Genomic DNA, 23,194 nt, shown 5'->3' on the forward strand with positions numbered 1-23,194 from the left:
ACTTTCCATGTATCAAAACACATTCAAAAAATCCGCAGCATTTAAAATGGGTATCCCGCGAAAAGGGTTAAGCTCAAGCAGGTCTTTATCGCCGGTAATGATGCAAGATGCGTTTATTGCTATGGCAAGCTCAAGAAATTTATTGTCTTCCGGGTCGCGGCAGGCAGTAATAGTTTCAGATATTTCAGAAAAAACAGCAATTTCCCCGTATCCTTCTAAAATGTCTAATCTTGTTTCCAGGGAAATATATTTATCGAATTTATCTCTGATAAATGTGTCACAAAATTCATTATACGTTTCAATGCTTGCTGATACCTTTCCTATCTGTTTCACCCTTTCATACGCAAGCACCGGTTTTGACTGTTGTGAAAGAAATGCACTTATCAGTGTATTTGTATCAATAACAAAAAAACTATTTCTCATTCAGCAATTGTTGAAGAATTTCTTCTGTAAGCCCGTTCCTGGCAGCTTCTGCCCTTGCTTTAGTCAAAAGTTCTTCAAACCACGCTTCTTTATCAATTTGAGAAACAATTTCTATTTGTTTCTCAAAACTTTTTTCAAGCCGCTTTTTAATTTCAGTGGAAGATTTCCGCCATTTTCTGGCTGCAGCATCATCCACTTCAAGCACTATTCTTTCCATTTTGATAAATTTTACTTCCATTCAAATTTACAAACTACTTGTTATGTTTAGAAACTATTTCCCTGCACAACACTTAGTGAAAACCACCCGGCGCTGTTTGTGGAAAAATAAGAATACCGCTGCTGTTATAATTGCATTGGCAACAATCAGTTCCCAGGCCTTAAAAGCAGCTTTGGCAAACCCGGTGAAGAGTTTGAGAACAGAATGAATCGGTCAACAGTCAACGGTCAACAGTCAACAGTCAACCGTAAATCAGACATCAGAAATCTTCTTTTATGTTTAAAAATTATTTCAAAATCATCCGCCGCAGCATGGCCCGCAACAAGGCCATAACTTTTATCAATATTGCAGGGCTCGCATTGGGAATGGCTGTAACCGTTATTATAAGCTTATGGATATGGCGCGAATTGTCGTTCAACAAAAACTTTTCTAACTATAAAAGCATTTCGCAGGTTATGCTTACCGGCACTTTCAGTGGTGAAGTAAGCACAGATGCAGGATGTTCAATACCATTGGCTGCCGAACTGAAGAACAGGTTTGGTTCAGACTTTAAGCAGGTGGTGCTTACTTCAAAAACAGAAGATCATATTCTTGCAATCAGTGATGTGAAACTCAGCGCCAATGGCATTTTTGCCCAGCCGGGGTTTATTGATATGCTTGGCTTTCCGGCCATGAAAGGTTCCGTAAAAACACTGGATGATCCGTCATCAATTATCATCAGCGCTTCGCTTGCAAAAGCTTTGTTTGGCAATAAAGATGCTGTTGGAAAAATTATTAAAATAGATAATAAGGATAACCTGAAAATAACAGGTATTTATAATGATTTTTCTTCAAACTCTTCTTTTGCCAATCTGCAATATATCGGGTCATGGAATTATTTCATGCCAAAGAATGATGAGAAAAATAATGCCTGGAATGTTTGCTGGTATAATTTATATGTGCAGCTGAATAATGGTATTCATAACGATGATGTATCGCAAAAAATAGCTGGTTTAATGAGCGAACATCTTACAGATATAAAACCTGTGTTATTGCTTCACCCAATGGAAAAATGGCATCTGTATTCAACCTTTACAAATGGTGCAAATACAGGCGGCCAGGTTCAGTATGTATGGATGTTTGGGCTGATAGGATTTTTTGTGTTACTGCTGGCATGCATCAATTTTATGAATCTTTCCACAGCACGCAGCAGCAAGCGGGCAAAGGAAATAAGCATTTTAAAAACAATTGGTTCGCCAAGAAAACAACTGGTACTCCGCTTTATTGGCGAATCAGTTATTACAACAATTATTGCATTTATTATAAGCCTGGTTTTAGTACAGGTTAGTTTGCCCTGGTTCAATACACTTATCAGCGCTGATATTACAATACCATTCAATAATATTTATTTCTGCACTGCCAGCATTTTATTTGTGTTAGCCACAGGTATTGCTGCGGGTTTATATCCTGCATTTTATCTTTCTTCTTTCAAGCCTGTTAAAGTATTGAAAGGTGGCTTCCAGGCCGGAAAAGCTGCAGCAGTTTCACGAAAAGCATTGGTAATCGTGCAATTCTTTACTTCCATCTTTTTAATAACCTCAACGCTAATTGTTTTAAAGCAGTTGAATTATGCCAGGAACAGGCCTTTGGGTTATTCAGCAAATGGTTTAATAAATATTGCAATTAAAACACCTGAATTGCAAACGCATTATAATGCTTTCAGAAATGACCTATTGCAGTCAGGCGCTGATGTTAATGTTGCAGCATCTTCAGCGCCTGTAAACCAGTTAAAATTATCAGCAGGCGGATATTCATGGGATGGATTAGACCCTAATGTGCAGCCAGTTTTCGGGACTGTATCGGTTACAGAAGATTTTGCCAATACGGTACAATGGCGTTTTATAAAAGGCCGCAATTTTTCACGCAGTTTTATTACAGATTCATCGGGTGTTATATTGAATAAAAAAGCGCTGGATTATATGAACATTCACGACGCCGTTGGAAAGCAACTCGATTTCCGGGGCAATACTTTTACTATACTCGGCGTAATTGATGATGCCATAATGGGCTCCCCGTTTTCTTCAGTTGTTCCTACTGCTTTCTTTCTTGCGCAGCAGCCGATGAGCTATATAACGGTGAAGCTTTCTCCTTCAATAAGTGCACAACAGGCATTGCAAAAAGTGGAGAAGGTTTTTAAACAATATAGCCCTGCAGTGCCATTTGCATACAGTTTTGTTGATGATGATTATGCCAAACAGTTTCATGCTGTTGAAACAACGGCAACGCTTGCTACGGTGTTTGCTGTGCTGGCGATAACTATATCCTGCCTTGGTTTATATGCGCTGGCTTCATTCATGGCCGAACAGCGCATAAAAGAAATAGGCATCCGCAAAGTGCTGGGCGCATCGGTTACAGGTTTATGGAAATTGCTTACCGGCGAATTTGTTGTGCTGAACATCATTGCCTTTGTACTTGCAGTGCCGGTAGTTTGGTGGAGCATGAATGCATGGCTGAATGGTTATGTATATAGAACAACAATATCGTGGCAGGTGTTTGCTTTTGCAGCTGCTATAACGGTTGTAATAACATTGTTTACAGTAAGCTTCCAGGCAATAAAAGCTGCACTGGCAAACCCGGTAAAAAGTTTGAGAACGGAATAAAAAATAAAATCATGTTTAAACCCTATTTAAAAATTGCGTGGCGTAATCTTTTAAAAAATAAAAGTTTTTCGGCTGTAAATATTATTGGCCTTACCATTGGCATGGCTGCTGTATTATTAATATGGGCCTGGGTGCAGAATGAATTGAATTATGACAGGTTTTATAGCAATAGCAACGATTTATACAAGCTGTATAATAAATATGCCGATAATAATAATATTAATGTTTGGGACGTAACGGCAGGCCCAGCAGCAGCCGCTTTAAAACAAAATTATCCTGAAGTAAAGAATGCAGCCCGCATGTACTGGCCGATAGAAAGATTATTTACTTATGGCGATAAGCGCATCAAATCTTCGGGCAACGATGTAGATGCGCCATTTCTTTCCATGTTTGATTTTCCTTTGGTTGAAGGCAGCAGGAATAATTTGCTTAATGATGGAAATAACATAGTGCTTACGGCAAGCCTCGCTAAAAAGATTTTTGGGGCGGAAGACCCGTTAAATAAAATTATTACAGTAGATGATAAAGAACCTTATAAAGTAACGGGTGTTATAAAAGACCTGCCGGCTAATACCGATTTTAATTTCACTTATCTTATTCCTTTAACCAAAGCAGAGCTTTATTCAAACACCTGGAATTCTTATAGCTATTACAGTTATGTGCAATTGCAGCCCGGCACCGCAGTTAATAGTTTTAATAAAAAGCTGGAAAGTTTTGTAAAGAAATTTGTACCGGATGCAAAAACATCGCTCTTTGTTTATCCTATGTCTCAAATGCACCTGTATTCAAGGTTTGAAAACGGTGTGCCCGTTGGCGGTAAAATTGAAGAAGTGCGGCTGGTGGTTTTTATCGGCCTCATTATTTTACTTATTGCCTGTATCAATTTTATAAACTTAAGCACTGCCCGCAGCCAGAAACGTGCAAAAGAAGTGGGCGTAAGAAAAGTGATTGGCGCAAACCGGCAAAGCCTTGTGATGCAGTTTTTATCTGAATCAATTTTGCTTTCTTTTTTTGCTGGCCTCTTCGCAATAATTATTGTAAAGCTTACACTGCCTGCATTTAGCAATATTATAGGCAAACATTTTACCCTTAATTTTTTTGATCCTATTTTATGGGTTAGTCTCTTTTGTTTCATAGTTCTTACAGGAATGCTTGCCGGCATTTATCCTGCTATTTTTCTTTCTGCATTTAAACCGGTAAACATTTTAAAAAGCGCTTTAAGCGCCGGCAAGCGATCATTCAATCCAAGAAAAGTATTGGTGGTGGCGCAGTTTTCTACAGCCATTATTCTTATTGTATCAACCATTATTGTTTACCGGCAAATACAGTACGTTCAAAAAAGGAATATAGGGTACAACATTAACCGTTTAATAGAAGTGCCTGTTGAAGGTGATATAGATAAAAATTATCAGGTTATAAAAACGGAATTGATTAACAGCGGTGTTGTACAATCCGTTAGCCGGACGGGTTGGGGCATTACCATCGATGGTTCAAATTCAAGCGGCTTTGAATGGGGGAATACAACAGCACAACAAAACAATATTAATTTTTCGCTGGCGCGTACCGAAAACGATTTTATAAAAACACTGGGTTTAACATTGGTTGAGGGGCGTGATATTGATTATGTGCGGTTCCCTTCCGATAGCAATGCGGTGCTGCTAAACGAAACCGCGATAAAGGCAATGGGCTTAAAAAACCCTGTGGGAAAGCATATTAAGCAGGGCAATAAAACTTATATTATTACAGGTGTATTTAAAGATTTTATCGTGGGATCGCCTTATAACGATATTGGCCCTATGATGGTATTTGCGTCAAAGCATTGGCTGTTGAATATGATACTTCGTTTCAATGCTGATAAAAACATACAGCAATGCCTTCAAACAACTGAAACCATATTAAAGAAATATAATCCTGCCTACCCGTTTTCTTACCAGTTTGTTGACCAGGAATACCAGCAAAAATTTACGGATCAACAACAAACGGCTGCTTTGGCAGCATTGTTTTCAGGGCTCGCCATTTTTATTTCCTGCCTGGGATTATTAGGGCTTGCTTCCTATATGGCAGAAACAAGAATAAAAGAAATAGGCATCAGAAAAGTGCTTGGTGCAAGCGCTGTAAGTATAGCGGAATTGTTTTCAACGGAATTTATCACACTGATTGGAATTGCCATAATAATTGCTACACCGGTAACATGGTGGCTGATGAAAAACTGGCTGAATGATTTTACGTACAGAACCGATATTAAATGGTGGTATTTTCTGTTTGCCGGCATGGGCACGCTTATTCTTGCATTGCTTACAGTAAGCTTCCAGGCAATAAAAGCTGCACTGGCAAACCCGGTAAAAAGTTTGAGAACGGAATGAGGCAGCCAACATCAGCAGTTGACGGTCAACCATAAATCAGACATCAAAAAATCAAACATCACAAATCAACTTTTATGTTTAAAAATTATCTCAAAACTGCCTGGCGCAATTTGATGAAGAACAAAGCTTTTTCACTCATTAATATTTCGGGCTTAACCATTGGCATAACTGTTTGCATGATGATATTTCTTTTCATCATGAACGAGTTTAGTGTTGATAATTTTCATAAAGACGGCAGCCGCATTTACCGCGTAATGCGCGGCTTTAAAAATGAAGATAAAGTTCAACGCGTAGCCTATTTATCCGGCATGTATGCACCGGCTATCTTAAACGATTTTAAAGGCCAGGTTGAAAGTGCGGTGCGCATAAGCCAGAATGACAATTTATTTACGGTTGGCAATAAATCTTTTCATGAAAAGAAAGTGATTAATGCAGACAGTAACTTCTTCACCTTCTTTTCATTCCCTTTGGTAAAAGGCAATGCAACAACTGCTTTGCAGGATTTGCATAGTATTGTTTTAACTGAAACAAGCGCCAGGAAATATTTTGGAAGCGTTGATAATGCTGTTGGAAAAATTATCATGCTTGATAAGGGCACACCTTTAAAAGTTACAGGCATTGCAAAAGATGTTCCTTCCAATTCGCATATTGATTTTGACATGGTAGTGCCGCTTGAAAATTATAAAGACAGGAGTTGGATGACTGTTTGGATAAACAACGCGGTTTATACGTATATAAAGCTTGCGCCCAATACAAACCCTGCACAAATTGAAAAACAGTTTCCGCAGTTTATGGAAAAATATATGGGCAGCGATATGCGTAAATATGGCTTTCACCCAATGCTTTCATTAACTGCTTTAAAAGATGTTTATTTTGATAACGCCGCATTCGATTCAGCAAAACATGACGATAAAACCGTTGTATATATTTTTCTTTCCATTGCCGTTTTAATATTGCTGATAGCCTGCATTAATTTTATGAACCTTTCTACCATTCGTGCGGCAGAACGTTCAAAAGAAGTTGGCTTACGCAAAGTATTGGGCGCACTGCGCAATAACCTTGTTTGGCAGTTTATAGGCGAATCTGTTTTAATCACCGCTATTTCCTGCATCATATCCTTAGCGTTATTGCTGGTTGTATTGCCGTGGTATAACCAGCTGCTTGGTTATTCATTAATTGTTTCATTAAACACGTGGCCGCTGTATTTATTTCTTATTGGTGTAATTATAGTGGTTGGCTTTTTAGCGGGCAGTTACCCTGCATTCTTCTTATCAGCATTCTCGCCCATACAGGCATTAAAAGGCAAACTGCGCCTGGGCAAAGGCGGCTCCAGCTTCAGGCAGGCATTGGTTGTGGTTCAATTCAGCATATCGGTTTTTTTAATTGTCGGCACAATCATTATAACCAAACAAATGAGCTTTGTAAAAAACAAACAGCTTGGTTATAATAAAGAACAAACTGTTATTGTGCGCATAGACAATAATGATATTTATAATAACATAAATGCATTTAAAAACAATCTTCAAAACAATAGCAACGTTCAGTCAGTATCGGCAATGTCTGGCGAACCAGGCGGCTTTTTTGATGGTTATGCTTTTGACCTGGAAGGGCACAGCGAACGCATAAATGCAAGAACAGAGTTTGCCGATTTTGAGTTTGCAAAAACATTAGGTTTAAAAGTAATTGCGGGCAGGGATTTTTCAGCGCAATTTCCAACAGATACAGCCAGCGCTGTTTTGATAAATAGAACAGCGGCAACAAAATTTGGATGGACACCTGAACAGGCTATTGGCAAGTGGATAAAAAATACAGTGCGTGATGATGCAAACAGGAAAATTGTTGGTGTGGTTGATGACTTCAATTTTCAATCATTAAAAGAAAATATAGATGCGCTGGTAATTTCACCTGCCGAAGACAGGCGCGTTGTACTAATAAAATTAAAGGCCGGTAATTTACAACAGGGTATAGCGCTTGTAAAAGATGCATACACAAAACTTGTTCCTGCTTATCCTTTTGAATACACATTTCTTGATGAACAGTTTAATGATTTATACAAGAAAGACATTCGCCAGCAAACCATCTTAACTGTATTTGCCATGCTGGCAATTTTTGTTGCGTGCCTTGGTTTGTTTGGGCTTGCTTCATTCACTGCCACAAAACGGTTTAAAGAAATTGGTGTACGAAAAGTGCTGGGATCATCCGTCCAAAACATAGTTGTATTACTTTCAAAAGACTTATTAAAACCCGTATTGATTGCCACCTGCATTGCATTGCCGGTTGGGTATTGGGCGATGAATAAATGGCTGCAAAGCTTTGCATATAAAACTTCGGTGAACTGGTGGGTATTCCTGGCAGCGGCGGCAATCACATTTGGCATTGCCTTTATCACAGTAAGTTTTAAAGCAATAAAGGCAGCAACGGTGAACCCGGTTAAGAGTTTGAGAACGGAATGAGGCAGTCAACGGTAAACCGTAAATCAGGCATCAAAAAATCAAACATCATAAAATCAACTTGTATGTTTAAAAACTATCTCAAAACCGCATGGCGCAGTTTATGGAAAAATAAGTTTTATACCGCCATCAACATTCTTGGTTTGTCCATAGGGTTAACCACTGCCATTTTATTACTGTTATGGATACAGGATGAAAACAGCTATGATAAATTCAATAAAGATTATAACAGGATTTATAACCTGAGCGCCCACTTTGATGCCAACGGCAAGGAACAGGTTTGGGGTGGCGTGCCCGGGCCTTTGTATAAATATGCGCGTGCATTAGCACCTGTGGAAGCCGTTACGCGGGTAAATAGTGATTGGGGGGTAACATTTCATCAGCCAAATGATAAAAAGCTTATTTCAGGCCTTCATATAGCTTATGTGGACAGCAGCTTTTTTTCAATTTTTAATTTTAATACCATTAAAGGTGCGGCCAATAATTTGTTTACCGCTACCAATAATATCTTGCTTACAGAAAGGACAGCGAAAAAAATTTTTGGAACGGATGATGTTGTTGGCAAAGTGGTAAGCTGGGATACGGCAAACTTTATTGTTACAGGTGTGTTGCGCGACTTCCCGCAAAATTCTTCCCTGCGTTTTGATGCGGTATTCCCCATGAGTTTATATGCAAAAATGTTCACAGCTTGGGGCGGCAATGGCGACTGGAAAACCATCGATGAAGATCTTGGTAATTATGCTTATGATACATATGTAAAGCTGCAGCCCAACACCAATTTTGCAACCATTGAAAGCGCTTTAACCAAAGCTTATAAAGATGCACGCAACGGCGACAGCCAAACCAAATTTATGCTGCAGCCCCTGGCTGAAAAACATTTAATATCAGCCGATGGCAATAAATCTGGATTGCGCATTGTACAGGTATTCACCATTATCACCATTTTATTGCTGGCTATTGCTGCCGTTAATTATGTAAACCTGTCAACTGCACGGGCAATAGCAAGGGCCAGGGAAGTAAGTGTGCGCAAAATAATCGGTGCCAATAAATGGCAGCTATTCCTGCAGTTTGTTGCAGAAACAATTATCATATTCATTATTGCCGCAGCATTGGCGCTTGTTTTTGCAGGGCTGCTTATACCTGCTTATAATAATTTATCCGGCAAGTCACTGGAATTTTCGCTTGCCAATCCTTCTGTGTGGATGCTGGTGGGTATTGCCGTTGCAGGCACTTTAATTTTAGCAGGCGTTTACCCGGCTATTCATCTTTCTTCATTCGATCCCATCAATTCATTAAAAGGAAAATTAAACCAAAGCATTGGCAACATTTTATTAAGAAAAATATTGGTGGTTTTCCAGTTCGCTATTTCCGTAATACTAATCATCTGCACGTTGGTCATCGGCCGGCAAATGCAATATATAAGTAAAGTAAACCTGGGGTATAATAAAGAATATGTTTTTACCGTGCCGCTCAGCGATGAAGCGGTTAATCATATTGATGCTGTTAAAGCGGAGCTGAATAAAACACCTGTTATATCATCCACTTCTTTATCGAATGTTTATAATATAGCCGATTACGGCAGCTCAACCGGCGATATAGACTGGCCCGGAAAATCAAAAGACAACAGCATGATTGTAAGCAGCGCCAATGTTGACAAAGATTTTCTTCCTCTGATGAACTTTACATTCATTGAAGGTGGAAACTTTACGGGTACACCCTCTGATACATCTGCTTATGTTGTTAATGAAACCATGGTAAAACAAATGGGCATTAAGCCACCGTATGTAGGCCAGCAAATGAGCCTGCATGATGTGCCCGGCACAATAATCGGTGTAGTAAAAGATTTTCATTTTAAATCTTTAAAAGATAAAATCAGCCCGTTTGTTTTCTGGACACAACGTTGGAAAAGTTTTTTATATGTAAAAACTACTGCAACCGGCGCACAACGGGCGATAAAAGCAGTAGAGAAAATCTATAATAAATATCCCGGTGTAAATCCTTTCACTTACAGTTTTGTTGATTCAAAATTTGATGAGTTGTATAAAAGCGATAACCGCACCAAACTGCTGTTCAACATTTTTGCAGGCATAGCCATATTTATTTCATGTTTGGGTTTACTGGCGCTGGCAACTTATTCGGCACAACTACGCACCAAAGAAATTGGTGTAAGAAAAGTATTAGGCGCAAGTGCTGCAAATATTGTAAGCCTTTTGGGTAAAGATTTTATTGTGTTGGTGATTATAGCTATCGTTATAGCCATTCCGGTTGCCGCTTACAGTATGAATAAATGGCTGGAAAATTTTGCTTACAAAACGGATATAAGTTTCTGGCTGTTTGTAGTGGCGAGTTGTATTGCAGTAGGCATAGCTTTATTAACTATCGGCTTCCAGGCAATAAAAGCAGCGCTGGCAAACCCGGTGAAAAGTTTGCGAACGGAGTGACAGCCCATCCAAACCTTCCTGAAGGGAAGGCTTATAAACAGTTTGATTAAATGAAATAAATTAAATTATTAAACATTCTAAAAGGTCTTCTCCTTAGGAGAGGATTTTATGTTTAAAAACTATCTTAAAACTGCATGGCGAACTATTTCGCACAACAAAATTTATTCAGCCATAAACATACTTGGTTTAACAATAGGTTTATGCGCCTGCATGCTGGTGGCTACTGTTATGCTGGATGACTTGTCGTATGATAAACAATGGAGCCGGAGCAACGACCTCTACCGCATTATTTCAATAAATAAAATGGGCGATGGATTGTATGACCGTTCTTCATCCTCTTTAACAGGGCTGGTAACGGCATTGAAAAATAACTTTCCTGAAGTGGAAGCCGCCGCAGGTATCAGGAATACAGATACAAGATTAAAACTTGATAACAGTGATGCAAACGGCATTGAAGTAACCGCATTATCAGCCGACACTACTGTATGGCAAATGCTGGATTTACATGTGCTTGCCGGCAACCCGCGGCAATACATTGCCGGCGATAACAGGAACCTCATCATCACCGAAAGCTTCCGCAAAAAATTCTTTCCAAATGAAGACCCTGTTGGCAAAACTGTTTACAGCGTGCCGGTATATTCTGATAAATCAAATCCATATATTATTACAGGCGTAATTAAAAACCTGCCCGTAAATTCTGTGATGCGTGCCGAAGCTATTGAGATACACAAACCGAGCAATGATGAATTATACAAAAAACAATATGGTACTTTTTCTGAAAACTATATTTTATTAAAACCAGGCACAAACATTAAGCAATTCACTGCTAAAGTAAATAAATGGTATGCAGGTTTTGTAACAGTTAAAAAACCTTACCAGCATGAGTTTCAGCCCATACAAAATGTTTATCTGCATTCAGATTTTTCAGGTTATCAAACTATAAAAGGCGATTATAAAAACATCTACATTCTTTCAGGCGTAGCTATTTTATTGTTAGTAATTGCCTGCGTGAATTTTGTGAACCTTAGCACCGCAAGGGCATTGCAGCGTTTAAAAGAAACTGGTGTAAGAAAAATATTAGGCGCACAGCGAAAGCAACTGGTGTTTCAATTTCTCATGGAATCTTTCCTGTATTTTTTAATTGCTACAGCGCTGGCAACTATCATTTACCAGGTTTCATTGCCTTCGCTTGAACATTTCATTGGCCACAAGCTTGCACAAACATTCACCGCTTCTTATCATTTATTCCTGTATTGTTATGGCGGCGTGTTGTTCGTAAGCATTATAACAGGCATTTATCCTGCGTTGGTTTTATCTGCATTTAATCCTGCAGCCACTATAAAAGGCGAGTTGCTAAGCAATAGCCGCGGCAGCCAGAACATGGTAAGGAAAAGCCTTGTGGTATTGCAGTTTTCCATGTCTGTTATAGTATTGATTGCTTTGATCGTGGTGCAGCAGCAGGTTTCATTTTTAAAAAATAAAGATGTTGGGTATGATACGCACAACCTGTTAAGCATCGGCCAGGTTTCATGGGCAGGCAAAGGTGAATCATTTAAGAATGAGTTGCTGCAAAACCCGAATGTAGAAGCTGCAAGTATTACCTCATGGTTGCCTACGTTGGGCGCCGGATTCATGAGCTCGGAAATTGATGACCCAAATCATGCAGGTAATAAACTTAAAGTATGGTATATTAATGGCGATGTTGATTTAGATAAGGTGATGGGGCTTCGTTTAATAAAAGGCCGCCTGCTCGATAAAACATACAGCGCAGATATTTTTAACCCCGATTCACTGATGAGCATAAGCGACTCTGCAACGTATGCAAATGCAGCAAATCAGCAATCTTCATTAATTACCGCTTATACAGCAAAAGTATTGCAGGTTAAAGATTTGGGTATGCCGATAAGGCAGGCACACACAACGCCGGTGGGCATTATAAAAGATTTTAATAATGAATCGCTGAAAGAACCTATAAAACCCACTATCATTATTGCAGGCCCATCACCCAACTACGGCGGCATGTTGATAAAAGTAAAGCCGGGGCAGGAAAAAAAGGTAGCGGTGTCTGTTTCAAAACTATGGCGGCAATTTTATCCAAATAAATTACTGGAAATAAAATGGGTGGATGATATGCTGGCTGCGCAATACAAGACGGAAAGCAGGCTGCAACAACTCTTTTCATTCTTTAGCGGGCTAAGCATGTTCCTTGCAGCATTGGGTGTTTTGGGATTGATAATACAGGCCACTGCTCAACGCAAAAAAGAGATAGGGGTTCGTAAAGTTTTGGGCGCTTCCGTTACATCCATTGTTCGATTGTTTTCCATTGATTTTGTAAAGCTGGTTTTAATTGCTGTGCTTATTGCATCACCGGTGGCTTGGTGGCTGATGAATAAATGGTTGCTTGACTTTGCTTATCGCATACACATCAGCGGATGGGTTTTTATAATAGCAGGCGCTATTGCAGTTATAATTGCTTTATTAACTATCAGTATTCAATCCATAAAAGCAGCAATGGCTAATCCAATCAAAAGTTTAAGAACGGAATGATGAGATGAATGCACAGATGCATAATGAATTAATGTCGTTGATTTAAGAAAATACTCAATATTCCCGCCTGACCGAATCAGTCGGGCAGGAACAAAACAATACGCAATGTTCAATTATAAAAACTCTCGCAAATTGAACATTGGTTATTGTATATTTCAAAAATTAAACCTTAAGTAACGACATTGGATGATGATAAATTAAATAACGTGAAGCTCAAAGCTCACAGCCTGAAGCTCGAGCTTACAACTAAAATACAATCACCGTTTTACCAATGGCTTTCCCGCTTTCCTGCAAGCGATGCGCTGCTTTAAGGTTATCAGCGTTTAAACCATGCAATGTTTTATTCAGTGTTGTTTTCAATGTGCCATTATCAAACAACGCCGCAGCCTTATTAAGAATGTTATGCTGTTCTGTCATATCACCTGTTTGAAAAGTAGAACGCGTGAACATTAGCTCCCAGCTAAAGGTTACGCTTTTCCCTTTTAATTTATTTAAAGCAACCGGCTCTGCAGAACCCGTGATGGAAGCAATGTGGCCCTGCGGTTTTATAAGTTCCGCCATAGCATCCCAATAGGTATTGGTATTAACAAAATCGAGGATAAAATCAACATATTTAAAGCCTGCTTTTTGCACTTCGCTCACAAGGTCTTTATGGTTCACTACAATGTCTGCGCCCTGCTGTTTGCACCACTCAACCGTTTCAGGGCGTGAGGCTGTTGCAATCACCTTCAAACCTGCCACCTTCTTTGCTATTTGTATAGCAATAGAACCAACACCGCCGGCGCCACCGATTATTAAAATGCTTTTGTCTTTATCGCTTTCATTAATATGCATGCGGTCAAACATTACTTCCCAGGCTGTAAGCGTTGTAAGCGGCATGGCTGCGGCTTCTGCATCACTTAACCTGGCTGGCTTATTACCGGCAATCCTTTCATCTATTAACTGATATGCTGCATTACTGCCGGGTTTATTAATATCACCTGCATAGTAAACTTCATCGCCCTTTTTAAATAATGTAACTTCATTGCCCACAGCTTCCACAACACCCACAGCATCCCAGCCAATTATCTTTGGTGCATCAAGCACTTTATCCTTTGCACTGTTCTGTCTGATTTTAAAGTCAATCGGGTTTACGCTCACGGCTTTTATTTTTACCAGCAGGTCATGTTCCGCCGGTATGGGGATTGATGTTTCAAAATCAATAAAACTATCTGCCGCTTCTATTGGTAATGATGTTGTAAAGCCAACTGCTTTCATGTTGATATATTTTTTTAAAATGATAATACTTGTTGCTTATATAGCACCTCAAATATAACGGCTGAAGTTTATTTATTTTTTACTTAAGCTGCTGCCGGTTACAGTTGTAACAAGCACGCATTTTTATGCAATAGCTTAACTTTCGTTTTTTAAAAAAAGAAGCACTATGCAAAAAAAGGTTCAGCGTTATGCATCAATTACAGGTTTAAAAAAAGAAGACATAGCTTATTACAAAGAATTGCATGTTGCCGTTTGGCCCGGTGTTTTAAAACAGATAAAGCAAAGCAACATTCAAAACTATTCCATTTACCTGCAGGAAATTGATGGCAAACATTTTCTCTTTAGTTATTTTGAATATACAGGCGATGATTATGATGCGGATATGAAAAGAATGGCGGAAGACCCGGAAACACAGCGCTGGTGGAAAGAAACTGATCCCACGCAAATACCGTTACCTGACGCCGCAGCCAAAGGGCAGATATGGAGTTTTATGGAAGAAGTTTTTCACGAGGATTGATTTGTTTTTTAATATCCTTAATTAAAAACGGGCCTTTGCAATCTTAAAAAGAGGACTTGATAAAAAAAATTGTACGAACTTTGATATAGCTCAAACAATATATTATGGTTATTGAAGCTAAAAAGAAAACAGCAAAAGCTAAAAATAAAAGCAGCAAAGCAAACTTTGCAAAGCGCTCTCATTTTAGAGTAGTGCAAGAGTCTCCGGCAGTTACCAAAATAAATAAAGAAACTATCACTGAGGCTGTTAGAAAAGCCCTTGAAAAAGCTTCATAATAAAAGTAATTGTTTGCGTGCCTAAACAACCGGCTATACCCTGCGAATCACATGTTTTTATCAATTTCCCTTTTGATGAAGAATATAAGCCTCTTTATAAAGCATTGATTTTTGCAATTCACGACTGTGGTTTTGTTGCAAGATGCGCTCTTGAAACTATTGGTGCAGAAGAAGTAAGATTAAACAAGCTGTTTCGGATTATTAATGAATGTCAATATGGAATTCATGATATTTCGAGAGTGGAATTAGGCATGAAAAATAACCTGCCTCGCTTCAATATGCCTTTCGAAGCCGGCATATTTTGGGGCTGCCTTCAATATGGAAACCGAAGGCAAAAAGTAAAAAGAATTATGATAATAGATAGCATTGCTGCACGCTACAAAGATTCTCTGAGTGATATATCGGGCCAGGATATAAAAATTCATAAAGATGAGCCTGAAGAATTAATAAAAATCGTTCGTTCATGGCTCGGAAATAAAACAAATAAAATCCTGCCCGGCGGAACTGAAATGTGGAAGCATTACCAGGAATTTGAAGCAGCATTGCCAACTATTTGTAAGAACCTTTTCATAACACTTGAGGAGATTATCTCAGATGATTACTTTTCAACTTATATAAAGGTAATTGCTGACTGGCTGCGAGAAAAGAAGTATTCAATGTAACCATATATGGAATTGTTTTACACTTTTCCATCACCCTGCTTTCGAAAACCTCAGGATTTTACAGCATTATCTTAAACGCCACCGCATATTTACCAACAGCTTTATGCTGAAGTGAAGAAGGTACACTTAATGTTGTTGCATCGCCTTCTGTTTTGTATTTGATCTTTTCTTTCGGTGCATCCAGCAAAACAATTTTGCTCTTTTTATTCAATGCAATGCCTTTTAAATTGATGGCTGATGGCAACACAACATCATCAGCTTTATCATCACTCAACACATACACATACACCGTTTTTTTATCTTTCGATTGCAGGTATAAAATATTACCATCTTCATAAGGCGCCAATGGTTTTGTAGCATACACAGCTTCTCCATGCACCTTCATCCAGGCGCCGATTTCTTTTAAACGGCTGTATGCTGTATCGCTGTAATCGCCCAGCGGCGAAGGCCCAATGTTCAGCAACAAATTCCCGCCTCTTGATACAATGCGCAGCAATAAATGAATAATGGTATTAGTGGATTTATAATGATCATTCGGCACATAACTCCATGAATTGCCCATGGTAATACAGCTTTCCCAGGGATAAGGTAACGGCTCTTTAGGAACGGTTTGTTCAGGCGTAAGATAATTTTCAAATTCGCCGCTTACAGTCCTGTCAACCACTAATAAACCCGGCTGATGGCTGCGGGCCATTTTAGCAATGCGTGCCATATCAATATCCTGGTTATACCGGATGCCACGCTGCCAGTCAACATTCCTGTCAACAGTTTTTAAAGGCCTTACCCAGCCGCCATCAAGCCAAAGCACATCCACTTTTCCGTAGCCCGTCATTAATTCTTCAATCTGGTTATAGGTATAATCTTTAAACGCGTTCCATTTATCAGGATGTTTCGCCGGATCATAATTTACATTCCTGTCTTTTGGCGGAAAATAAGGCCACCAGTAATCGGGCGAATGCCAGTCTGGCTTGGAAAAATAAGCGCCCGTTAAGAAACCATCTTTGCGAAATGCCTCAAATATTTCCCTGGTTACATTAGCCCTTGCGTTTGATGAAAAAGGTGTTTTGGATGATGTGATCTTATAATCGGTTTGCTTTGTATCAAACATGCAAAAACCATCGTGATGTTTAGTGGTAAATATAACATACTTCATGCCCGCATCTTTTGCTGCCGCCGCCCATTTATCAGGATTAAAATTTACCGGGTTGAATGTGGTTTGCAGGTTTTCGTAAGCTTTTTTATATTCAAAATAGTCTTTTGAATACGGGCCGCGGCGCTGCGTCCAGCCTTCATCTTCCGGGCAAATGCTCCAGCTTTCCACCACGCCCCACTGGCTGTAAGTGCCCCAGTGCATGAATAAACCAAACTTTAAATCCTGCCATTCTTCTATCTTTTTTTCAACCAGCGTATCTGCCGGCTTCACATATTTTGTATTGAAATTATGTTCCTGCGCATTGACGGCAAACGCAAACAACAGCAGGCAGGCAAACGAAAATAATTTTCTCATAATGAATAAAATTTGAAACGCTAAATTATAACTGGCCAGATTTAAACAGGTGTATCAAGAGCCTCTTTTGCTTCTCAAACAACTTAATGTTTTTCTGCCGGAAATATACAGTTTAAAAATTTTTAACGCTTACGATTAAGCTATACAAGCCTAATATTTTTTACTTAATACAGAGTTGCCGATATTCGCAGTTAGAATCAGCTCTTCGTTTATGCGTCTTTCTTTCAACAATACAGAAACAGCATTTGCTTATAAATCCAATAAAGAATTGCAGGCCAGCCGTTTTCTTTTCGGCACTATGAACTACCCCTGGTTTTCTGCACTTGGTGTGAGGGTTACACCCTTTTTAATGAAAACAGGCCTGCCTGTTCATGGTATTATCCGCAAAACCATATTTAAGCAGTTTGTAGGCGGTGAAACGCTGGAACAAACGGCAGATGTTGCAAGAAGATTGGGCGAATATGGCGTTCAGGTAATCCTGGACTATGGCGTTGAAGCAAAAGAAGGCGAAGAAAATTTTGACCATGCAAGAGATGAATTTATCCGCGTTATTAATTATGCGGCCACGCAGCCAAATATTCCTTATATCAGTGTAAAAATTACCGGTATTGCCCGCTTTGAATTATTAAAAATAATGAACTCTGCCCCACGTTTGCGCAGCGGCATTCACGATCATGAGGAAGAAGGCGCTGAATGGGAAAGGGTGCGGGAACGCATGTATGACATTTGTGAAGTGGCAGCAGAAAAAAATGTAGGCGTTTTAATTGATGCAGAAGAAAGCTGGATACAGGACCCCATCGACCGGCTTTCTGTAGAAATGATGGAGATATTCAACCGCGAAAAATGTATTGTGTATAATACCATTCAGCTTTACCGGCACGACAGGCTTAACTTCCTGAGAATGTACCACAGCATTGCAAAGCAAAGAGGTTTTATACTCGGTGTAAAAATTGTTCGCGGTGCTTACATGGAAAAGGAAAGAACGAGGGCGCAGCTAATGGGCTATCCTTCACCTATTCAGCAGGATAAATCCTTCACCGATGGCGACTACAATACAGCCGTTGAATATTGCATTGATAATATCAACGATATAGCCACTATTATAGCCACACATAACGAATACAGCAACCTGCGCGCCGCAGAATTACTGGACGAAAAAGGTATTCCGCATAATCATAAGCATATACATTTTTCACAGCTTTATGGCATGAGCGATAATATAACTTTCAACCTCGCCAAAGCCGGTTATTCTGTGAGTAAATACCTGCCGTTTGGCCCCATTCGTGATGTAATTCCTTACCTTATGCGCCGGGCCCAGGAAAACAGCAGCATTAATGGCCAAACCAGCCGCGAAGTAATTTTAACACGCACAGAATTAAGACGCCGGGCAAAAGCGGCCAAGGCAGCCAAACATGCCGCTAAAGCGAAACCTGCGGTGTAGGAAGCTTCTTAACAATTTCAAATGATAATTCTTTATTCTAATTACAAAGGGCCAATTATCTTCGCGCCCAATAAAGTTCTTGGAAAGGATGATTACGAGAAGAAATATCAGGGTTAAAGTAATGCAGGTTTTATACCAGCTCGACAGCACAGGTAATATTTCAGATAATGAAGCTGTGAAAATTCTTGATACACGGCTCGATCAAACACCCCGCCTCTTTACCTATCTCATTTATTTTCTTACCGAAGTTGCCCGTTACGCAGAAAAAGATGCGGCTATGAGGGCGTCCAAACATCTTGCTACCGCAGAAGATAAAAATGTAAATACAAAGCTTTCCGGCAATACGGTATTGTGGACCATACTGGAAAACCATTCTTACATACAGGCAATGGCTAAATACAAGTTTAGCTTTGATTCTACGGAAGAATTTGTGCGCAGCACGTATGAAACGCTGGTTTCAACAGAAACATATAAAGCATACATTCATTTGCAAAGCAGGGATATTAAAAGTGAAAGGGATATGCTTGCCTATATTTTTTCTGACCTGATGCTGCCCGAAGAAAGCTTTGTGGCGCACATAGAAGAAATTTTCAGCAATTGGGATGATGATGCAGAAATGCTTAACACACTTATGTTAAGCCTGCTGCAAAAACCTTCCGGGTTAAGCCTGCAGCAAATGCCTGATGCAGAAAAGAAAATATTTGCAAAAGAATTACTTCAAACAGCTATCAATAAAAACGATTATATCTCCGGTTTAATTAAAGCCCGGCTGAAAAACTGGGACCCGGAACGCATTGCTGTACTGGACATGATATTGATGCAAATGGGCGTTTGCGAGTTTTTATACTTTCCCACCATTCCACCAAAAGTTACCATTAACGAATATATCGATCTTGCAAAAGATTACAGCACCGCGCAGAGCGGCCATTTTGTAAACGGCATTTTAGATGGCATTCATAAAGACCTGTTGGCGCAAAACAAGATTTTTAAAACAGATTTTAAATCAAAAAAGGCAAATTGAGAAAGCAGTACATTTGCCCTTTAATATGAAATATTTATTTTTTCTTATTATAACAGGCGTTGCCATTGCATCGTGCAACAGCGCTGCAGAAAGCAGCTCAAAAAACCTGGAAGCTTTGCTGAAAGATTCTTCAAAGTTTACCAGCATTCAATGGCAGGACACTGCTATTGATTTTGGCGCGAAGAAGATGGGCGAGGTGGTGAATATTACTTTCACCTGCAAAAACACCGGCGATAAACCCTTGTATTTAATTACGGTGCGCCCAAGCTGCGGCTGCACGGTGGCCGATTATACAAAGGAGCCAATAGCGCCGGGCAAGGAAGGAAAAATTGATGCACAATTCGACACAAAAAAGAGCCATCCGGGCGATGTGCGCAAAACAATATTCATAACGGCAAACAACAGTAACCGTGCACCGCAGTTCCTCGCATTTACAGGCACCATACTGGCCGATTCTTCAGCAAATAAATAATCTCAATTTTTTAATTAATAATTCCGAACAATGACACAAATGCTTACTGTTTTTTTAATGGCTTCGCCAGATGGCGGCCAGCCAAATTCAAGTTTTTCTTTAATAATGATGGGCGCTATTATCCTGGTGTTCTGGTTGTTTATGATCCGCCCACAGGCTAAAAAAGCAAAAGATCAGAAGAAATTTATAGAAAACCTTCAGAAAGGAGATAAAATTGTAACTATAGCAGGCATTCATGGCACGATAAATAAAATAAATGAAGACAACACTTTGCAGCTTGAAACCAGCCCCGGCAGTTATATGAAGATTGAAAGATCTGCTATCAGCATGGAATGGACTGCGCAGATAAATAAATCAACAGCGGACGCAGATAAAAAATAAATTAAGATATTTGCCTTTTTAAATCCGGGGTTTGTAAAAATTCCGGATTTTTTATTTTCATAAAAAACATGCATGCTTAAAATAGGATTAACCGGCGGAATGGGCAGCGGCAAAACAACTGTATCAAAAATATTCAGCGTATTGGGTATTCCTGTTTTTTATGCTGATGAAGCAGCCAAAAACATTATGAATGAAAATGCCGCTTTAAAAAAAGGCATTATTAATTTGTTTGGCAAAGAGGCTTACGTTAATAACATGCTGAACAGGAAGTACATTGCTGATGTTGTTTTTAATGATAAGTTTAAACTCGATCAATTGAATGCACTTGTTCATCCTGTAACTATTGCTGCAGCTGATGAATGGGCAAACGCACAATCATCTGCTTATGTAATTAAAGAAGCAGCTTTAATGTTTGAATCGCCTGCTGCAGCCAGCCTTGATTATATTATTGGCGTATATGCACCACAGCATTTGCGTTTGCAAAGAGTGATGAACCGGGATAATGTTTCGCGGGAAGCAGTGCTTGCCCGCATGAATAACCAGCTTGACGAAACTATTAAAATGAAGCTCTGTGATTTTGTTATCGTTAATGACGAACAAACTGCTGTGCTGCCGCAGGTGCTGGATTTGCATAAGAAGCTTTTGGAGATGGCAGGGTGAAGATTACCCCTAATGAATCTCTGAAAACGGTACATCGGCAATCGCATATTCTTTCCAGTCTTTATAATCAAAATGCCACCATTCATATTCATATACTTTAAACCCTTCGGCTTCCATTTTTGAGCGCAGCAGATCCCGCATTTTTCGCTGCACTGCTGTGCCACCGGTATAATCAGCGTAAGAACGCTCCGTCATCTCATCATAATTGCCCGTCATTTCAATTTCTTTTCCGGTTTTAAGATCATATAAACTTAAGTCAACAGCACAGCCGCGGTTATGCCTTGAACCGTTTTTGGGATTGGCAACAAATTTCTTTTTATCTGCAGGCGTTACATCCCAAAAAAGTTTGGTAATGCTCCAGGGCCTGTAGCCGTCAAACACAACGAGGCCATAACCCAATGGCTTCAGTGCTGCATTTACCCGCACCAATGCTTCAGCGGCCGGTCTTTGCAAAAAAGCCCTTGCTTCTTTATACATAGGCCTTCCAACAAAATTATTGCTGGTGGCATAGCGTATATCCAGATGAATGGTTGGGTCTAACTTAATCAGCTCAACTAAATCAGCCGGCCTGAAATTGCCTGCTTCCTGTGGCGGCTTTGTATGGCAGCTTTCAGCAGAAAATGATACCACGCATATAAACGCTATAAAAATAAATTTCATCTGTATATATTTTATTTTTTGATTTGGCCGGACGGAACTCCGCATATACATTCCTCTATGTGAGAAAAATTTATCTGCTCCGCTTCATACGAATAATTAAACAGCTGACAACTGTGCCCTGATTTAAAAACATCAGTAACAAAGATGCTTACAAAAGAACAGTTTTTCTTATAAATAGAATTGTGGCATGTTTTTTAAACTATCGCTGTCAGAAATGTCTGCGAATAATAGCGGCGATGTTAATATTTATATGCAGATGGCAGCTTCTGTATATTTTTGGCAATTGTAATTAAACTGGCTTATGCTTTATATTCCTTCTGCGGGGCGGTATGAAAATATGCAATATAACAGGTGTGGCAAAAGCGGAATATTGCTGCCAGCTATTTCATTAAGCCTTTCGCACAATTTTGGCACCATTGATATTTTTGAAGACGGCAGGAAGATCGTTCACCATGCTTTTGATAATGGCATTACACATTTTGACCTTTCCAATAACTATGGCCCTGCTGCCGGCAGTGCCGAAGAAAATTTTGGAAGAATACTGAAGCAGGATTTTACAGGCAATCTGCGCGATGAACTGTTTATATCTACCAAAGCCGGGTATGCTATGTGGGAAGGGCCTTATGGCAACTGGGGCTCCCGTAAGCATTTAATGGCAAGCTGCCATCACAGCTTAAAAAGAATGGGGCTTGAATATGTTGATATATTTTATTCTCACCGGCCCGATCCGGAAACTCCGGTTGAGGAAACGATGATGGCATTAGATTACATTGTGAGAAGTGGCAAAGCTTTGTATGCGGGCATTTGCAATTATGATGCTGAACAGGCAAAACAGGCTATTGACATATTAAAAAGCCTGGGCACGCCGTGTTTAATTCACCAGTCTGAGTGCTCTATGTTTATGCGTTGGAATGAAACGCACCTGCCGGAAGTGCTGGAAACAAATGGTGTAGGGCGCATCGCATCTTCATCCAAAGGATTGCTTGCGCACAGAAATTTACAGGGTATTTCTGCAGCTGCTGATAGGGCAAAACCCACTAATTTTTATATTAAAAAGCTAAACGAAATTGCGAGAAAACGCAATCAGTCGCTGGCGCAAATGTCGCTGGCCTGGCTGCTGAAAGATAAAAAAATAACGAGTGCGCTGATCAATGTAAACTCGAAAGAACAGTTGAACGATAATCTTTCAGCCCTCAATAACCTCCGGTTTGCTGAGGAAGAACTTGAGGCCATAGAAAAGGTGTTGGATTAGCCTGATGCT

Annotated in this window: 19 protein-coding genes; 14 read left to right on the forward strand and 5 right to left on the reverse strand. The window is 39.6% G+C overall.

The features are described from left to right. Positions 1–12 precede the first annotated feature (12 nt). Entirely contained in the window at positions 13–423 is a 411-nt protein-coding gene (locus BM015_RS10075) for a putative toxin-antitoxin system toxin component, PIN family (RefSeq protein ID WP_090657915.1), read from the reverse strand. After that, complete coding sequence (locus tag BM015_RS10080) at positions 413–640, reverse strand: hypothetical protein (RefSeq protein WP_143075817.1); 228 nt, start codon at positions 638–640, stop codon at positions 413–415. The genes BM015_RS10075 and BM015_RS10080 overlap by 11 nt, the downstream gene beginning before the upstream one ends. 275 nt (positions 641–915) lie before the next feature. Between BM015_RS10080 and BM015_RS10085 the strand changes: the two genes are divergently transcribed. The 5 genes from BM015_RS10085 to BM015_RS10105 all read left to right on the forward strand — a co-directional run bounded on the left by BM015_RS10085 (position 916) and on the right by BM015_RS10105 (position 13,080). After that, on the forward strand, positions 916–3,279 hold the full coding sequence (locus BM015_RS10085) for an ABC transporter permease (RefSeq protein ID WP_090657919.1): 2,364 nt from the start codon (positions 916–918) through the stop codon (positions 3,277–3,279). An 11-nt stretch (positions 3,280–3,290) separates the two neighbouring features. Then, positions 3,291–5,642, forward strand: a complete 2,352-nt coding sequence (locus tag BM015_RS10090) for an ABC transporter permease (RefSeq protein WP_143075818.1) — start codon at positions 3,291–3,293, stop codon at positions 5,640–5,642. Between the two features lie 74 nt (positions 5,643–5,716). Then, positions 5,717–8,095 (forward strand): ABC transporter permease, encoded by a 2,379-nt coding sequence (locus BM015_RS10095; protein ID WP_090657923.1) that lies wholly within the window; start codon positions 5,717–5,719, stop codon positions 8,093–8,095. A 62-nt stretch (positions 8,096–8,157) separates the two neighbouring features. Further along, the gene (locus tag BM015_RS10100; protein WP_090658200.1) at positions 8,158–10,533 is read left to right on the forward strand and encodes an ABC transporter permease; all 2,376 of its coding nucleotides are present in this window, start codon (positions 8,158–8,160) and stop codon (positions 10,531–10,533) included. A 108-nt stretch (positions 10,534–10,641) separates the two neighbouring features. Next, complete coding sequence (locus BM015_RS10105) at positions 10,642–13,080, forward strand: FtsX-like permease family protein (protein WP_090657926.1); 2,439 nt, start codon at positions 10,642–10,644, stop codon at positions 13,078–13,080. Positions 13,081–13,326: 246 nt separating this feature from the next. On the opposite strand, the gene BM015_RS10110 is transcribed toward BM015_RS10105, so the two are convergent. Next, complete coding sequence (locus BM015_RS10110) at positions 13,327–14,337, reverse strand: zinc-binding alcohol dehydrogenase family protein (RefSeq protein WP_090657928.1); 1,011 nt, start codon at positions 14,335–14,337, stop codon at positions 13,327–13,329. 166 nt (positions 14,338–14,503) lie between these two features. On the opposite strand from BM015_RS10110, the gene BM015_RS10115 reads away from it, so the two are divergent. The 3 genes from BM015_RS10115 to BM015_RS10120 all read left to right on the forward strand — a co-directional run bounded on the left by BM015_RS10115 (position 14,504) and on the right by BM015_RS10120 (position 15,791). Further along, positions 14,504–14,854, forward strand: coding sequence for an L-rhamnose mutarotase (locus BM015_RS10115; RefSeq protein WP_090657930.1), 351 nt, complete (start codon positions 14,504–14,506; stop codon positions 14,852–14,854). Between the two features lie 104 nt (positions 14,855–14,958). Then, entirely contained in the window at positions 14,959–15,129 is a 171-nt protein-coding gene (locus BM015_RS21560; RefSeq protein WP_177191868.1) for a hypothetical protein, read from the forward strand. 17 nt (positions 15,130–15,146) lie between these two features. After that, complete coding sequence (locus BM015_RS10120; RefSeq protein WP_090657932.1) at positions 15,147–15,791, forward strand: hypothetical protein; 645 nt, start codon at positions 15,147–15,149, stop codon at positions 15,789–15,791. A 58-nt stretch (positions 15,792–15,849) separates the two neighbouring features. Here the strand turns inward: BM015_RS10120 and BM015_RS10125 are convergent, their stop codons facing one another. Beyond that, positions 15,850–17,298, reverse strand: a complete 1,449-nt coding sequence (locus tag BM015_RS10125) for an alpha-L-fucosidase (protein WP_090657934.1) — start codon at positions 17,296–17,298, stop codon at positions 15,850–15,852. Positions 17,299–17,509: 211 nt separating this feature from the next. Between BM015_RS10125 and BM015_RS10130 the strand changes: the two genes are divergently transcribed. From BM015_RS10130 to coaE, 5 genes are all read left to right on the forward strand, one after another. Further along, positions 17,510–18,739, forward strand: a complete 1,230-nt coding sequence (locus BM015_RS10130; protein ID WP_090657936.1) for a proline dehydrogenase family protein — start codon at positions 17,510–17,512, stop codon at positions 18,737–18,739. An 88-nt stretch (positions 18,740–18,827) separates the two neighbouring features. Continuing rightward, a complete protein-coding gene (gene nusB / locus BM015_RS10135) occupies positions 18,828–19,760 on the forward strand; it encodes a transcription antitermination factor NusB (RefSeq protein ID WP_090657938.1) in 933 nt (310 codons plus the stop codon). 25 nt (positions 19,761–19,785) lie between these two features. Then, positions 19,786–20,232 carry a DUF1573 domain-containing protein gene (locus tag BM015_RS10140; protein ID WP_177191869.1) on the forward strand — a complete coding sequence of 149 codons (447 nt, stop codon included), beginning with the start codon at positions 19,786–19,788 and terminating at the stop codon, positions 20,230–20,232. A gap of 30 nt (positions 20,233–20,262) precedes the next feature. Next, a complete protein-coding gene (gene yajC, locus BM015_RS10145) occupies positions 20,263–20,613 on the forward strand; it encodes a preprotein translocase subunit YajC (protein ID WP_245751352.1) in 351 nt (116 codons plus the stop codon). A gap of 72 nt (positions 20,614–20,685) precedes the next feature. Continuing rightward, complete coding sequence (gene coaE, locus BM015_RS10150) at positions 20,686–21,273, forward strand: dephospho-CoA kinase (protein WP_090657942.1); 588 nt, start codon at positions 20,686–20,688, stop codon at positions 21,271–21,273. Between the two features lie 9 nt (positions 21,274–21,282). Here coaE and BM015_RS10155 read toward each other — a convergent pair whose 3' ends face one another. After that, complete coding sequence (locus tag BM015_RS10155) at positions 21,283–21,933, reverse strand: M15 family metallopeptidase (protein ID WP_090657944.1); 651 nt, start codon at positions 21,931–21,933, stop codon at positions 21,283–21,285. Positions 21,934–22,234: 301 nt separating this feature from the next. Between BM015_RS10155 and BM015_RS10160 the strand changes: the two genes are divergently transcribed. Then, positions 22,235–23,185: an aldo/keto reductase gene (locus BM015_RS10160; protein WP_177191871.1), complete on the forward strand. Its 951-nt coding sequence runs from the start codon at positions 22,235–22,237 to the stop codon at positions 23,183–23,185. Positions 23,186–23,194: the final 9 nt, after the last annotated feature.

Source organism: Parafilimonas terrae, from assembly GCF_900115755.1.
In the GTDB taxonomy this organism is placed as follows: domain Bacteria; phylum Bacteroidota; class Bacteroidia; order Chitinophagales; family Chitinophagaceae; genus Parafilimonas; species Parafilimonas terrae.

Bases quoted from the DNA above. Each gene is read 5' to 3' on its own strand.
- BM015_RS10075 (WP_090657915.1), bottom strand. From the start codon at position 423: ATGAGAAATAGTTTTTTTGTTATTGATACAAATACACTGATAAGTGCA.
- BM015_RS10080 (WP_143075817.1), bottom strand. From the start codon at position 640: ATGGAAAGAATAGTGCTTGAAGTGGATGATGCTGCAGCCAGAAAATGG.
- BM015_RS10085 (WP_090657919.1), top strand. From the start codon at position 916: ATGTTTAAAAATTATTTCAAAATCATCCGCCGCAGCATGGCCCGCAAC.
- BM015_RS10090 (WP_143075818.1), top strand. From the start codon at position 3,291: ATGTTTAAACCCTATTTAAAAATTGCGTGGCGTAATCTTTTAAAAAAT.
- BM015_RS10095 (WP_090657923.1), top strand. From the start codon at position 5,717: ATGTTTAAAAATTATCTCAAAACTGCCTGGCGCAATTTGATGAAGAAC.
- BM015_RS10100 (WP_090658200.1), top strand. From the start codon at position 8,158: ATGTTTAAAAACTATCTCAAAACCGCATGGCGCAGTTTATGGAAAAAT.
- BM015_RS10105 (WP_090657926.1), top strand. From the start codon at position 10,642: ATGTTTAAAAACTATCTTAAAACTGCATGGCGAACTATTTCGCACAAC.
- BM015_RS10110 (WP_090657928.1), bottom strand. From the start codon at position 14,337: ATGAAAGCAGTTGGCTTTACAACATCATTACCAATAGAAGCGGCAGAT.
- BM015_RS10115 (WP_090657930.1), top strand. From the start codon at position 14,504: ATGCAAAAAAAGGTTCAGCGTTATGCATCAATTACAGGTTTAAAAAAA.
- BM015_RS21560 (WP_177191868.1), top strand. From the start codon at position 14,959: ATGGTTATTGAAGCTAAAAAGAAAACAGCAAAAGCTAAAAATAAAAGC.
- BM015_RS10125 (WP_090657934.1), bottom strand. From the start codon at position 17,298: ATGAGAAAATTATTTTCGTTTGCCTGCCTGCTGTTGTTTGCGTTTGCC.
- BM015_RS10130 (WP_090657936.1), top strand. From the start codon at position 17,510: ATGCGTCTTTCTTTCAACAATACAGAAACAGCATTTGCTTATAAATCC.
- nusB (WP_090657938.1), top strand. From the start codon at position 18,828: ATGATTACGAGAAGAAATATCAGGGTTAAAGTAATGCAGGTTTTATAC.
- BM015_RS10140 (WP_177191869.1), top strand. From the start codon at position 19,786: ATGAAATATTTATTTTTTCTTATTATAACAGGCGTTGCCATTGCATCG.
- yajC (WP_245751352.1), top strand. From the start codon at position 20,263: ATGACACAAATGCTTACTGTTTTTTTAATGGCTTCGCCAGATGGCGGC.
- coaE (WP_090657942.1), top strand. From the start codon at position 20,686: ATGCTTAAAATAGGATTAACCGGCGGAATGGGCAGCGGCAAAACAACT.
- BM015_RS10155 (WP_090657944.1), bottom strand. From the start codon at position 21,933: ATGAAATTTATTTTTATAGCGTTTATATGCGTGGTATCATTTTCTGCT.
- BM015_RS10160 (WP_177191871.1), top strand. From the start codon at position 22,235: ATGCTTTATATTCCTTCTGCGGGGCGGTATGAAAATATGCAATATAAC.